Consider the following 13,221-nt stretch of genomic DNA (forward strand, 5'->3'; position numbering starts at 1 on the left):
GTGTCGACTCCTGAAGATCGTGCGGTGGCTGCACGCCATAGCCCAGGCCCTGCCCGTCGGTAGGCGTGATCGACCAGGTCATGGCCCGGATCACGGGCCGGTTCCGGCGGGTTGAGCGCCGCGCGTCAGCCCGCTCCTACCTGCTCGAGCTGCAGTCGGGCGTGGAGCGTGAGAACGGCCGGCAGATGGCCGAGCAAGCGGGCCATACGCGACCCGGGTCGCCGCAACGTCTACTGCGCTACGCCTGCTGGGATGCCGACGCGCTCCGCGACGACCTGCGTTCCTACGCCGCGGAACACCTCGCCACGCCCGACGGTTTCCTGTTCGTGGACGAGACCGGCTTCCTGAAGACGGGCCGGTCCTTCCATCCTTGCGCCGGCAACGAGCCGGGGACGCGCTCTGATCGACCGTCGGCTTTACCTGCCCGAGCACTCGTGGGCCGATGATCCCGAACGCTGCCACGCTGCCGGAACACCCGACGAAGTGCGGTTTCAGACCAAGCCCTTTCCGGCCGGGGAGATGATCGCCGCAGCGCCGGACACCGGAATCACCCCGGCCTGGGCGACCGCTGACGAAGCCTACGGCCAGGACCCGCGTCTCCGCGCCGTCCTTGAGGCACGCGGCACCGGCTATGTGCTGGCCGTCGCCTGCTCGACGCAGGTAAGGATCAACCACGGCCGCACTGCCGTTCGCGCGGACACCGTTGCCGGCCGGCCGCCCGCCACAGCCTGGCATCGTCAGAGTGCCGGCACCGGCGCGAAAGGTCCTCGGTCCTACGACTGGACCTGGATCCACATCGGCATCGGCGCGAACTGACACTGCCATCCGACGCAACCTCTCCACCGGTGAACTCGCCTTCCATCTGTACTGGTCGCCCGCCACGGTCTCCCCGGCCGAGCTGGTGCGCGTCGCTGGTGTCCGTTGGAGCGTGGAGGAGTGCTTCCAGGCCACGAAGAGCCAGGTCGGCCTGGACCACTATCAGGTGAGGCACTGGAACTCCTGGCACCGGCACATCACGCTCGCCATGCTCGCCTTGGCTTTCCTGACCGCCGTCGCCGCCGACGCGGCACCACAGCGGCCGGCCGGTCCGCACTACTTCGACCACAGCCTCGATCCGATCACGCTGACCGCGCCCGAGATCCGCCGTCATCTTCGGTGCCGTCTTCAACCCGCCTGCCGTCGACGGCCAGGCTGCTGCACTGGTCCCTCTGGCGGCGACACCACCAGGCAACAGCCCGACGCGGTCACTACCGACGACGAACCCCCGACGAATCCGCCGGGTAGATCACGAAACCGGACTGGGAGCACTAACGGCCTCTGGCCAGGCACTCACACCCCCACCTCGTGAGGGTGAATGTCTGCCGAGCACCTTGCCTGGTCTCCTCAAACCATGTATTGCACAGCGGCCGACCGGTAAGTCATACTGCACGCCTGCCGGTTGACGGAGAACCGGGCAGGACGGGGGCAACTCATGCATCCAACAATGCACATATCGACGCCGCAGATCTGACCGTTGATCATCTGCGGCTCCCTGGACGTCCGTCACCAAGCAGGACCGTCGGCACGCCGAGTGGCCCCTACTCGTGGGCACCGGGAGCACGTTGGCGCTGTGACAGCGCGCGTTCTTACCTGATTCGCTGTGAAGCCCCCTGCTCAAGCGTTTTTGGAAGTAGGGCACGGCGAAGCCATGAGAGGCCGTCGACGTGCAGTACATCCCGGAGTTGGCCGGCCCCAAGCACCTCCTCAGGGCACTCCGCATCCTCCCGTTCATCACCTCTGCGGTCCTCCTCACCTCTGTCTGGCTGCCTTGGGTCCTCCTCTCCGAGAGCGGGCAGAAAAAGGTCACCGGCTTCGTCAAGCAGTTGACCGAATGGACGAGGGGAGCAGACGGGTCCTCTGCGTCAGATACGGTCTCGCACGCATGGGATTCCCAGACGAGGGAGGGGAGTGTGGACGGAGTAGCAATTTGGGTCATTGCCGCAATCGTTGCCGCAATCGCTGCCGTCGGAGTTGCGACGCTCGTCGTGCGGACTCTGCTGGAGCATCTGTCGAGGTTGTCCCAGCCATGGCACAGGGTGTTCCAGGTATGGAGATCATCCAGGAGGCGACTGCCGGGAGGCCGGGAGACTGGCACCAACAGCACGCCGCCAGGCCCTCCCCTGGATGACGACGACTGGGAAGACGAATGAGGGTGCCCTGCGAGGAAAGGGGCTCTCAGTATGGGTGACATCGCCAAAGGGGTGTTGGGCGGCGCCTGGGCCATGCTCGTCGGCTGGATCATGCCATCTGGCGTCAACCTCGCGATCTTCTGGCTGATCATCGCGCCTGAACTGCGTCACGTCAGCAGCGTCGCTCGCATGCGCCTTGCATCGGGCACGAGCGCATCAGTGACACTCTTGGTGGGATCGATCCTGGCCGGCCTGATCCTCCACGCTCTGCAAAACACTCTGTACCGCATCCTTGAGGGTTACATGCTGTGGCCAAGGCGTCTCTATCAGTACGGATGCGCACGTCAGCTACAAGTGAAGCGCAACCTAAGGGACCGAGCTGCCTTTATGCGCCTGGAACGGCGCGAACAGGACGGTTCGCTGCGCCCTGAAGGAGCGGAACAGCTGGCTCAGCTCCGCGCCAACTCACGCACGGCTCAACTGGCAAACCGAGACCGGGCGCGGACGGCAGCGCAACGAGCCATCCTGCAAGAGAAGCTAGCCCGCTACCCTGTAAACGACGAGCAGGTGGCCCCGACGCGGCTTGGCAATGCCATTCGCCGTCTCGAAGAGTATGGCTATGACAGGTACCGACTCGACACCCAGGTGATCTGGCACGAACTCACCGGCGCAGCGCCCGACTCCACCAGGCGCCAGGTCGAACTGACCCGCACGCGCGTCGACTTCTTCGTCGCCCTCCTTTACGGCCATGGCGCGGTGGCCCTGTCCGGCCTCGTCGTCTTGTCGGCCTCAACACACCCCGCCGTCCACCTGGCGTTGGCTGCCGCCTGTCTCACTGGGCTCATACCACTGTGGTATCGGGCCGCGGTGAGCGCGACCGACGAGTGGGCAGCTGCTGTCAGAGCGTTGGTCAACCTCGGCCGCAAGCCACTCGCCGAGTCGCTCGGCTTTTCTCTCCCGGTGACTGTTGCAGAGGAACGGGCCATGTGGACGCTCGTCTGCCGCCTATCCCGCCTGCCGTACCACGAACGGGCCGCTTCCCTCGACCAATACCGAGCGCAGCCTCCGGCCTGAGAGCAAGACACGGGGGCGAAATGGCCATGTCGATGACAAGTAGGCTCTGAGGGGCTGCTCTTGATCGTGTCATTTTCCAGGGTGAGCTCGAACACCTCGGGATCGTTCGGCGAGATCTTGGATCGCGCGCCCTTCTCGCTCCTGCGAGCTCTCGTCCTGGTACGGCCCTGACCCCGGCTTTCATGAGATCGCCGCCAAAACCTCAAGGACCGCCCCTGCTCGCCTCCTTGCCTTTGTGCGGTTCCAACCGCGTGTAGGTCCCGGCGGAGCGGCGTGCACGACTTCTGCTCCGCCAAACCGAGATCAACTCCCTTACCGTGCACTGTAATCTGGGCTAAGTGAACGGTCTCGCGCCCGTTGGCCCACCGGGCATCCTCGCTTCGCTCGCTGTGTCCTTCCGGCTCAGCGAGCACCCCGACCTGACCGGCCCTCTGGAGGTCTGTGCCACGTTGGGCGTTCCGCTGGAGCGAACCGTCACGGCCTCGCCCACGCAGCCGGGATCCGCCGAGGCGACCTGTCTCCCGCCGATGCCCGGCGGCCGGCACGGGCGGGGATGCAGCCGGGCGGGGTGTGTCCGGTGATCGCGGACCGGACTGCGGTGGTGGTGTTCGACGGGACGGTCCGCAGCCTGGGACGGGTGCACTGCGGCAGCGGTAGGCCCGCCAGCAGCATCGAGGTCGAGGCGGCGGAGCTCATGGCAGCCGCCACGGCGTCGATCGCCGACCTCCCGGCCGATGAGCCAGTATGACGACTATCCGCGACGCCACGCCCTCGGACGCCGATGACATCTACCGTCTGCTGAGCGGGTTCGTGACGAGCTACAAGCCCGACCGACAGGTCTTCGACGCCACCACGTTCCCCCGGATCATCGAGGCCGCCTCGGACGGAAGTGTCGAGTTCCTGGTCGCCGAGCAGGACTCCCGCGTGGTGGGGTACCTGCTCGCTGTGCGCATGCCCACCCTGTTCGCCGGCGGAACGATCCTCGAACTGCTCGAACTCACCGTGGACGAGTCCATGCGAGGCCGCGGTGCGGGTTCCGTGCTGGTCCGGGCCGTACAGGCAAAGGCCCGAGAGGCGAAGGACGTGGAGGTGACCGTGCCGACCCGCAGAGCGGCTGACTTCTATCACGTTCTGGGGTTCCACGAGACGGCCGTTCATCTCAAGTGGTCCACTGCCTGATCGGAAACTGTCGGCCAATCGGTTAGGGGGAGACGGGGAACCTTGCGGATTCAGGGGGCCACGGCGCTGGTGACCGGCGCGAACCAGGGGCTCGGGCAGTGAGGGCCCGGCTGCTCCTGCAACGCGGCGCGCAGCGCGTTTGCGGCGCGGCCCGCGACCCGCAATCAGTCGTCGACCCGACGTGACCCGGTCCGCCTCGACATCACCGATCACGCCCAGGCGACCGCGGCAGCCTCGACGTACCCCGACGTGACGTGGCTGGTCAAAAACACCGGTGTCCTCACCGACTGCCCCCTCAGCACGCTCGCCATGTGCAGTGGGCGCCGCCCGGCCCCGACGCCGTCCTTGTCCGCGATGTCACCAGTGCTGAAGCCGCTGCACCGGGAAGTCGCCGCCATGTCCCCTGTGTGGTGGCCACTGACCTGCCGGATCCATTCACTCTGGCCCGCCGACACGCAATCGCCGCAGCGCGGGCTATGGACCACAAGTTCCATCCCATCCCTCGCGTCCCATACGCCACTGAAGCCTGTGCTCGTTGTCGGTGAGCTCAAGAGACAGGCCGACTGTGTACACGTGACCTTCCCCGCCGCAAGGTCGATACTGCCGACAGAAGTGCTCCAGCCGCCACACGACCGACACACCGCCGCCATCTGACAACTCATCATCAACCTCAGCATCAGGTCAGCATCAATACCGCAAGAACCCGCTTCCGACCGCCATGGACCGCCAGGATCCCTAACCAGCGAAACCCGCACTGACCTGCAAAAATAAAGGTCAGGGGCCCGTCTGCCACTCTCACCAGGAGGTACCCATGAAGATGTTGATCAATGTGCCGGAAAGCGTGGTCGCGGACGCCCTGCGGGGCATGGCCGCCGCCCATCCCGAGCTGACCGTCGACGTGGAGAACCGGCTGATCGTGCGGCGGGACGCCCCGGTCGCCGGGAAGGTCGCCCTGATCTCCGGGGGTGGCTCGGGGCACGAGCCGCTGCACGGTGGATTCGTTGGTCCCGGCATGCTGTCGGCGGCCTGCCCGGGTGAGGTGTTCACCTCACCGGTGCCCGATCAGATGGCGCGTGCCGCGGCGGCCGTGGACAGCGGGGCGGGCGTGCTGTTCATCGTGAAGAACTACACCGGCGACGTGCTGAACTTCGACATGGCGGCCGAGCTCGCCGAGGACGAGGGCATCCAGGTCGGCAAGGTGCTGGTCAACGATGACGTGGCGGTCACCGACAGCCTCTACACGGCGGGGCGGCGCGGTGTCGGCGGCACGCTGTTCGTGGAGAAGATCGCGGGCGCGGCGGCGGACGAGGGGCAGCCGCTGGAGCGGGTGGAGGCGATCGGCCGGCAGGTCAACGAGAACTCCCGCAGTTTCGGCGTCGCGCTCAGCGCCTGCACCACGCCCGACAAGGGCAGCCCCACCTTCGATCTCCCCTCGGGTGAGCTGGAGTTGGGCATCGGCATCCATGGCGAGCCCGGCCGGGAGCGGCGGGCGATGATGACCTCGGGGGAGATCGCCGAGTTCGCGGTGAACGCGATCCTGGAGGACATGCCTCCGCGCAATCCGGTGCTCGTCCTGGTCAACGGCATGGGGGCGACACCACTGCTCGAGCTGTACGGGTTCAATGCCGAGGTGCAACGGGTGCTCTCCCAGCGTGGTGTCGCGGTCGCCCGGACGCTGGTGGGCAACTACGTCACCTCGCTCGACATGGCCGGCGCCTCGGTCACCCTGTGCCAGATCGACGAGGAACTGCTGCGGCTGTGGGACGCCCCGGTGAAGACGCCCGGGCTGCGCTGGGGCATGTAGAGCAGCGGGCCGAGGTGTCAACGTACCTACCACGCAAGGAGATCCTGTGCTCGACGCCGACTTCTTCCGCCGTTGGATGACGGCGACCGCCGCGTCCGTGGACCGCGAGGCGGAACGGCTCACCGCCCTCGACTCCCCCATCGGGGACGCGGACCACGGCAGCAATCTGCAGCGCGGGTTCCGGGCCGTGGCCGCGACGCTGGAGAAAGAGGCGCCGGACACGCCCGGTGCGGTCCTGACCCTGGCCGGGCGGCAGCTGATCTCGACCGTCGGCGGCGCGTCGGGACCCCTCTACGGCACCCTTCTACGCCGTACGGGAAAGGCGCTCGGGGACGCCGGTGAGGTCAGCGAGGCGCAGTTCGCCGAGGCGCTGCGGGCCGGGGTGGAGGCGGTCATGACGCTCGGCGGCGCCGCACCGGGCGACAAGACGATGATCGACGCGCTGGTGCCGGCCGTGGACGCACTCGACGAGGGCGGGTTCGCCGCGGCCCGCACCGCCGCCGAAGAGGGCGCCCTCGCGACCACGCCGTTGCAGGCCCGCAAGGGCAGGGCCAGCTATCTCGGTGAGCGCAGCATCGGTCACCAGGATCCCGGCGCCACCTCGTCGGCGCTGCTCGTCGCGGCCCTGGCGGAGGCCGGCGGTGAGTGACGGGAAGCAGGTCGGGATCGTCCTGGTGTCGCACAGCGCCGAAGTGGCCGCCTCCGTGGCCGAGTTGGCGAAGGGGCTCGCGGGCGGCGGGGTGTCGGTGCCCGTCGCCGCGGCGGGTGGCACCGAGGGCGGCGGGCTCGGCACCAGCGCGGAGCTGATCGCCGCGGCGGCCGCGTCCGTGGACCGGGGTGCCGGGGTCGCCGTGCTCACCGACCTCGGCAGCGCCGTGCTCACGGTGAAGGCGCTGCTCGCCGAGGGCGACGAACTGCCCGACCACACACGGCTGGTGGACGCCCCGTTCGTGGAGGGCGCGGTGGCCGCGGTGGTCACGGCGGCCACCGGCGCCGACCTGGCGGCCGTGGAGGCGGCAGCAGCCGAGGCGTACACCTACCGGAAGGTCTGAAGCCGCCGAACGGTCCGAGGAGACCTCTTACCGGAGTCCCTCCGCGGCGACGGCGAGGGCCGAGCGCATGGTCGCCGTCAGCTCGGCCACCGCCGTCGCGCGGTCGGACCCCGCGTCTGCGGTGCGCCAGGTGTAGTGCTCGACGGCCGCGCGCAGGGCCGCATTGAACATCGCCGCCTGGATCGCGGGCGGCAGTTCGTCCGCAGACAGCCCCGTGCGCTGGGCGCGCGAGCGGGCGGGCGAGCCGGTTCCGCTTCGTCGGGGGCCTTGGAGCCGAACGGCACGCAGGTCGGCCCCGGCGCGGGTCAGCCGTACCAGCACACCGACGGTTGCGCGGTCGGGCCCGGCGCCGGCGCCCGGCTCCGCGGTCAGCTCCGGCGCGAGGAGACGCTCATCCGCCGCCCACGAACTGCTGCGCCAGCCGCCGCCCCACCGCGACGGCGGCGGCATGGCTTTCGATCGGTTTGACCTGCGAGTACTTGAAGACGATGTAGGTGACGCCGGAGGGTGTGCCACCGCCGTTCGGGCCCGGGCGGATGCCGAGGCCCTTGGCGGTGGCGTAGGACGCCTCGCCGATGACGCCTTCCGGGCCGATGTCACCCACGACCGCATACTGCACACGGCCCCGGTAGACGACGGCGGCGACCGATCCGCCGCGCACGCCGTCGTCGACGGGGTCCCAGATGCGGCTCGAGGCCGGCACGACGATGTACGGGAGGCGCTCGGCGCTCAGATAGCGCCCGTCGGACTGCTGATAGGCGGTGGCCTGCGAGAACGAGGGATCGGTGCGCCGGTTGCAGCGCGGGCCGGGCTGTCCGTCGCAGTCGATGTCCATGTCGGCCTTCCAGAAGACGGCCCGCCGGGTGCCGCACACCGCAATCGATGCCGGTCTGCCGGCATCGCTGCGCAAGCGGCCGTGGGAGATCTGGGTGCAGTCACGCACCCTGGCCAGCAGATCCGCGGCACGGACATCGCCCTCACGCCAGACCACCGGCTCCGCCCGGCCGCGGGCCGCGGCGTCGGCCAGCATAGGCGGGAGGAGTAAGGCGGCGCCGGCCACGGCCAGGGTCAGCGACGGGACACGCACCATGAGAAGCCCTTTCCCTGAGGGGCACTGACGGGCATTCAGCCCGGTCGGGCGCCGTAGTGATCATGGGGCCACCGTAGGCGGACCGGACGGCACTCGGCTCCAGGCGGGTCACGGCGTGGCGTGTCTTCGGACGTCCGACAGGGGGCCGAGCGCCCGAGCCCGTGTCGGCTCCGGCGGCCCGGCCGCCCACGTCCGGCGCGGGAACAGCGACGACAGCGGCCCGCGCCACCGGCATGAACCAGTCAGCCCTCAGGGGGAGTTCAGCCGTGCGGAGCTTCAGCATACGTAACCCCGGCGCGCGGTCCGCAACGCCGTCACCCATGCTCGCGACCGCCCCCTTGATGCGATCACGTCAGCTGCGCCATATTGGTCCGGACCATTGCCCCGTGTCGTCCGGGGAGGCAACGCCGTGCGTCGTGACACCGTGCTCGTGCACCGATGCGTCGCCCTCTGTGCCGCGCTGGCCCTGGCCGGATCGTGCGGCCGGAGCGACGCCGGAAACGACGAGGGCGGACTGCCCGCGGCCCCGACGGGAGTGACCGCGACAGCGGGCAGTTCGACCAGCGTCCACGTGATGTGGAACGCGGTGTCCGCGAACCCCCGCGTCAGCGTCTACGAGGTGTATCGAGGCACCACCGAGGTCGAGGAAGTGCCCGCTTCCCAGCACATGGTGGACGTCACCAGGCTCAGGCCGTCCACCTCGTACGTCTTCACCGTGCGGGCCCGCAACAGCGAGGGCCGGCTCGGGCCGCCCGGCCGTCAGGTCCGGGCGGCGACCCCGGCGGCCGTGGCGGCGGACGACACGGCACCGCCCCGCCCGGGAAAGGTGCGGGGACGGGCGGTCGGCAGCAGGGCCGTCGAGCTGTCCTGGTCCGCGTCGAGGGACGACCGGGCGGTGGTGTCGTACGACGTCTATCAGGGCACCGCCAAGATCCACAGTGTGGGCGGGGCACAGACGTCGACCGTGGTCACCGGGCTGCGGCCGGGCACCCGCTACGCCTTCACCGTCCGCGCCCGCGACGCGGCCGACAACCTCTCGCCCCCCGGCACCACCGTCCGCCTCACCACGCCGGGCTCCGACGACGGGCGCACCATGGCACCCACGGCCTTCCGGGCGACCGGCCACCGCGCCGGCGGGGCGTACTACCTCGACCTGCGCTGGACCCCTCCGCGCACCGACGGCGTGGTCACGGAGTACCAGATCAGCCTCGACGGCAGTGTGGCCACCTCCCTGGTCTACGGCGGGGACGCGCCGCGCGACCGGGCGTCGTACTCCTTCTACGTAGGCCGGGATGCGGGCGTGCGCCACCGCGTGCGGATCCGGGCCAGGCTCCCCGACGGCACCTGGGGCGGCTTCTCGGCGGAGCGGACGGTGACCACCGGGGCGACAAGCGGCTGACGGCGGTGACGGCCCTGCGGTATGGGCCGGATGGAGGAATCCGTCACCTGGCCGGAGGCGGTCCGCATGCGGGCAGGGCCGCAGGGACGTTGGCTGCCCCTGAGGCAGCACGGGCGTTTCCCGACTTCGGCGGCGCAAGGGATGTACCGCCAACCGTGCCGTCGGAGGGCAGTCCAATGCGCAACTTTCAGCCAGTCGTTCGCTCCGCCCTGACCGCGGCTGCCGCCGCCGCGCTCCCGCTCGCCCTGGCCGCCGTGCCGGCCGCGGCGCAGGGGACGGGGATCTCCGTGAGCACCAGCGGGTCCACCGTTTCGGTGACCACGAGCGCGTGCTCCTCGCGCAGCAGCAGCGGGGCGTGGGGCACCGCTTCACTGAACAGCAGCAGTCAGCCGGCCCGTCAGGCGGCACTTTCGGGTACCGCCGCCCTGCAGTCGGCGGCCTGGTCGAACGTGAGCCCCGGGACCTTCACCGTGACGGTCGTCTGCGCATTCAACAACGCCACCGCGGGCACCCAGAGCGTCGTCGTCTCCTCCGCCTCCACCCCCACCGCGAAGCCCACCACCACTCCCGCCGCCACCATCTCGGCCACCACCAGGCCCTCGCCCTCGCTCGGCGTCAGGGGCGGGCTCGGTGGCGCCGTCCAGGACTACGGCCCGCTGACGGTCGGGGTGGGCGCCGCCCTGGTGGGCACGGGCGTCATCGCTACGGGCTGGTACCTGCGCCGCCGTGCGAGGCCGCATCGGCTCTGAAGGCGGCGGGTCCACGAGCCGTAGAGCTCACGCCCGCTCGGAACCGGGCAGTTCGGCGAGCTCCTCCAGGGCGTGCGTGAGCCACTGCGTCCAGAAGGTCTCCAGGTCGATGCCGGCTCGCAGCACCAGATGCCGCAGCCGGTCCTGGGGGGCGTCCTTGCCGGGCGGGAAGTCGCGCTGCTCGATCTCCTGGTACTCGGCCAACTGCAGCCGGTGCAGATCGAGATGGCGGCGCAGGTCGGCCTCCAGGCCGGCGGTGCCCACCACGGCCGCCGCCCGCAGCCGCAGCAGCATCACATCGCGGTGCGGCTTGGGGTCCTGGGACGCGGCCGTCCAGCGGGCCAGTTCGGCGCGGCCCGCGGGCAGGACCTCGTAGCTCTTCTTCTGCCCGCGGGCCGGCTGCTCGGACGGCAGCGCCCGGATGTGTCCCTCGGCCTCCAGCCTTCCCAGCTCGCGATAGATCTGCTGATGCGTCGCCGACCAGAAGTAGCCGATCGACTTGTCGAACCGGCGGGTCAGCTCCAGCCCTGAGGACGGCTTCTCGAGCAGGGCGGTGAGGATCGCGTGCGGGAGTGACATGGAGTCATCCTAGGGACGGCCGCGTGCCCCCTAGAGGGCCGCCGCCAGCTCCGTGCCCTGCTTGATGGCACGTTTGGCGTCCAGTTCGGCGGCCACGTCGGCACCGCCGATCAGGTGCGCGCCGACTCCGGCGGCGACCAGTTCCTCGTACAGGCCACGGCGCGGTTCCTGTCCGGTGCACAGGACGATCGTGTCGACCGGCAGGACCGTGCTCTCCTCGCCGACGGTGACGTGCAGTCCGGCGTCGTCGATGCGGTCGTAGCGCACGCCCGGGACCATGGTGACGCCCCGGTGCTTGAGCTCGGCGCGGTGGATCCAGCCGGTGGTCTTGCCGAGGCCCGCGCCGACCTTGCTGGTCTTGCGCTGCAGCAGGTGGACGGTGCGCGGCGGGGCGGGCCGCTCGGGGGCGGCGAGTCCGCCGGGCGCCTGGTAGTCCATGTCAACGCCCCACTGGCGGAAGTACGTCTTCGGGTCCTCGCTCGCCTTGTCGCCGCCGTCGGTGAGGAACTCGGCGACGTCGAAGCCGATGCCGCCCGCGCCGAGGATGGCCACCCGGTCGCCGACGGGGGCGTTGTCGCGCAGCACGTCGAGGTAGCCGACGACGCTGGGGTGGTCGATGCCCGGGATGTCGGGGGTGCGCGGGGTGACGCCGGTGGCGACGACGACCTCGTCGTAGCCCGCCAAGTCACCTGCTTCCACTTGGGTGTTGAGGCGTACGTCCACGCCGTGCGCGTCGAGCTGGCGGCGGAAGTAGCGCAGGGTCTCGTCGAACTCCTGCTTGCCGGGGACCTTGCGGGCCACGTTGAGCTGGCCGCCGACCTCGCTCGCGGCGTCGTACAGGGTGACCTCGTGGCCGCGCTCGGCCGCCGACACGGCGCAGGCGAGCCCGGCAGGTCCGGCACCCACGACGGCGACGCGCTTCTTGAGCCGGGTGGGCGAGAGGACCAGTTCGGTCTCGTGGCAGGCGCGCGGGTTGACCAGGCAGGAGGTGATCTTGAGGCTGAAGGTGTGGTCGAGGCAGGCCTGGTTGCAGCCGATGCAGGTGTTGATGGCCTCCGGCTTGCCCTCGGCGGCCTTGTTGACGAAGTCGGGGTCGGCGAGCATCGGGCGGGCCATGGAGACCATGTCCGCATATCCCTCGGCGAGCAACTCCTCGGCCAGCTCGGGGGTGTTGATGCGGTTGGTGGTCACGAGCGGGACGGACACCTCGCCCATGAGCTTCTTGGTGACCCAGGCGTAGGCACCGCGCGGCACGGAGGTGGCGATGGTGGGGATGCGGGCCTCGTGCCAGCCGATGCCGGTGTTGATGATCGTCGCACCGGCCGCCTCGACGGCCTTGGCGAGGGTGATCACCTCGTCGAGGGTGGAGCCGCCGGGGACCAGGTCCAGCATGGACAGCCGGTAGATGATGATGAAGTCCTCGCCGACCGCCTCGCGCACCCGCCGCACGATCTCGACGGGGAAGCGCATGCGGTTCTCGTACGAGCCGCCCCAGCGGTCGGTGCGCCGGTTGGTCTGGGCGGCGATGAACTCGTTGATGAGGTAGCCCTCGGAGCCCATGATCTCGACACCGTCGTAGCCGGCCTGCCGGGCGAGGCGGGCGGCGCGGGCGTAGTCGTCGATGGTCCGCTCGGCGTCGGCGTCGGTGAGCTCGTGGGGCGGGAAGGGGCTGATCGGGGCCTGGAGGGGGCTCGGGGCGACCAGGTCCTGGTGGTAGGCGTACCGGCCGAAGTGCAGGATCTGCATCGCGATCCGGCCGCCCTCGCGGTGCACGGCCTCGGTGATCTGGCGGTGCTGCTCGGCCTCAGCGTCGGTGGTGAGCTTGGCGCCGCCCTCGTACGGGCGCCCCTCGTCGTTGGGGGCGATTCCGCCGGTGACGATGAGGCCCACTCCCCCGCGGGCCCGGGCGGCGTAGAACTCCGCCATCCGCTCGAAGCCACGCTCGGCCTCCTCCAGGCCGACGTGCATGGAGCCCATGAGGACGCGGTTGGGCAGCGTGGTGAAGCCCAGGTCGAGCGGGTTCAGCAGATGCGGGTAACGGCTCATCGGGCCCTCCATGCGCGGTGTGATGCCTCTGTTGTAGAGGACCCCGCCCCCGTTTTGCAACTAGTTGCATAAGCGGGGAGG

14 protein-coding genes and 1 pseudogene are annotated in these 13,221 nt (G+C 69.8%); 10 read left to right on the plus strand and 5 right to left on the minus strand.

Features of this window, described 5'->3' with window-relative positions; translation table 11 throughout:
* Window positions 1–80: 80 nt before the first annotated feature.
* The 5 genes and pseudogenes from ABD355_RS03205 (at window position 81) to ABD355_RS03225 (ending at window position 4,421) form a co-directional block, all read left to right on the plus strand.
* Window positions 81–1,348 (plus strand): annotated as a pseudogene (locus tag ABD355_RS03205) (IS701 family transposase).
* A 355-nt stretch (window positions 1,349–1,703) separates the two neighbouring features.
* Entirely contained in the window at window positions 1,704–2,189 is a 486-nt protein-coding gene (locus ABD355_RS03210; protein WP_344398472.1) for a hypothetical protein, read from the plus strand.
* 30 nt (window positions 2,190–2,219) lie between these two features.
* Window positions 2,220–3,242, plus strand: a complete 1,023-nt coding sequence (locus ABD355_RS03215; RefSeq protein ID WP_344398473.1) for a hypothetical protein — start codon at window positions 2,220–2,222, stop codon at window positions 3,240–3,242.
* Window positions 3,243–3,681: 439 nt separating this feature from the next.
* Window positions 3,682–3,990 (plus strand): YbaK/EbsC family protein, encoded by a 309-nt coding sequence (locus ABD355_RS03220; RefSeq protein WP_344399034.1) that lies wholly within the window; start codon window positions 3,682–3,684, stop codon window positions 3,988–3,990.
* Complete coding sequence (locus ABD355_RS03225) at window positions 3,987–4,421, plus strand: GNAT family N-acetyltransferase (protein ID WP_344398474.1); 435 nt, start codon at window positions 3,987–3,989, stop codon at window positions 4,419–4,421. Before ABD355_RS03220 ends, ABD355_RS03225 begins: the two co-directional genes overlap by 4 nt.
* Before the next feature lie 209 nt (window positions 4,422–4,630).
* On the opposite strand, the gene ABD355_RS03230 is transcribed toward ABD355_RS03225, so the two are convergent.
* On the minus strand, window positions 4,631–4,819 hold the full coding sequence (locus ABD355_RS03230) for a hypothetical protein (protein WP_344398475.1): 189 nt from the start codon (window positions 4,817–4,819) through the stop codon (window positions 4,631–4,633).
* A 413-nt stretch (window positions 4,820–5,232) separates the two neighbouring features.
* Here ABD355_RS03230 and dhaK point away from each other — a divergent pair, with 413 nt between their 5' ends.
* The 3 genes from dhaK to ABD355_RS03245 are packed head-to-tail and all read left to right on the plus strand — an operon-like array spanning window position 5,233 to window position 7,277.
* A complete protein-coding gene (gene dhaK, locus ABD355_RS03235) occupies window positions 5,233–6,225 on the plus strand; it encodes a dihydroxyacetone kinase subunit DhaK (protein WP_344398476.1) in 993 nt (330 codons plus the stop codon).
* A gap of 46 nt (window positions 6,226–6,271) precedes the next feature.
* Window positions 6,272–6,874 (plus strand): dihydroxyacetone kinase subunit DhaL, encoded by a 603-nt coding sequence (dhaL, locus tag ABD355_RS03240; protein ID WP_344398477.1) that lies wholly within the window; start codon window positions 6,272–6,274, stop codon window positions 6,872–6,874.
* A complete protein-coding gene (locus ABD355_RS03245; RefSeq protein ID WP_344398478.1) occupies window positions 6,867–7,277 on the plus strand; it encodes a PTS-dependent dihydroxyacetone kinase phosphotransferase subunit DhaM in 411 nt (136 codons plus the stop codon). Before dhaL ends, ABD355_RS03245 begins: the two co-directional genes overlap by 8 nt.
* A 27-nt stretch (window positions 7,278–7,304) precedes the next feature.
* Here ABD355_RS03245 and ABD355_RS03250 read toward each other — a convergent pair whose 3' ends face one another.
* Both ABD355_RS03250 and ABD355_RS03255 read right to left on the minus strand, forming a co-directional pair.
* Window positions 7,305–7,727 (minus strand): hypothetical protein, encoded by a 423-nt coding sequence (locus tag ABD355_RS03250; RefSeq protein WP_344398479.1) that lies wholly within the window; start codon window positions 7,725–7,727, stop codon window positions 7,305–7,307.
* Window positions 7,669–8,364 carry a glycoside hydrolase family 75 protein gene (locus tag ABD355_RS03255; RefSeq protein ID WP_344399035.1) on the minus strand — a complete coding sequence of 232 codons (696 nt, stop codon included), beginning with the start codon at window positions 8,362–8,364 and terminating at the stop codon, window positions 7,669–7,671. Before ABD355_RS03255 ends, ABD355_RS03250 begins: the two co-directional genes overlap by 59 nt.
* Before the next feature lie 412 nt (window positions 8,365–8,776).
* On the opposite strand from ABD355_RS03255, the gene ABD355_RS03260 reads away from it, so the two are divergent.
* Entirely contained in the window at window positions 8,777–9,766 is a 990-nt protein-coding gene (locus ABD355_RS03260; RefSeq protein ID WP_344398480.1) for a fibronectin type III domain-containing protein, read from the plus strand.
* Between the two features lie 176 nt (window positions 9,767–9,942).
* Window positions 9,943–10,515 (plus strand): hypothetical protein, encoded by a 573-nt coding sequence (locus tag ABD355_RS03265; protein ID WP_344398481.1) that lies wholly within the window; start codon window positions 9,943–9,945, stop codon window positions 10,513–10,515.
* A 27-nt stretch (window positions 10,516–10,542) separates the two neighbouring features.
* On the opposite strand, the gene ABD355_RS03270 is transcribed toward ABD355_RS03265, so the two are convergent.
* Both ABD355_RS03270 and ABD355_RS03275 read right to left on the minus strand, forming a co-directional pair.
* Entirely contained in the window at window positions 10,543–11,094 is a 552-nt protein-coding gene (locus ABD355_RS03270) for a PadR family transcriptional regulator (RefSeq protein ID WP_344398482.1), read from the minus strand.
* A gap of 30 nt (window positions 11,095–11,124) precedes the next feature.
* On the minus strand, window positions 11,125–13,140 hold the full coding sequence (locus ABD355_RS03275) for an FAD-dependent oxidoreductase (protein ID WP_344398483.1): 2,016 nt from the start codon (window positions 13,138–13,140) through the stop codon (window positions 11,125–11,127).
* Between the last annotated feature and the right edge of the window lie 81 nt (window positions 13,141–13,221).

Source organism: Streptomyces longisporus (genome assembly GCF_039532765.1).
In the GTDB taxonomy this organism is placed as follows: domain Bacteria; phylum Actinomycetota; class Actinomycetes; order Streptomycetales; family Streptomycetaceae; genus Streptomyces; species Streptomyces longisporus.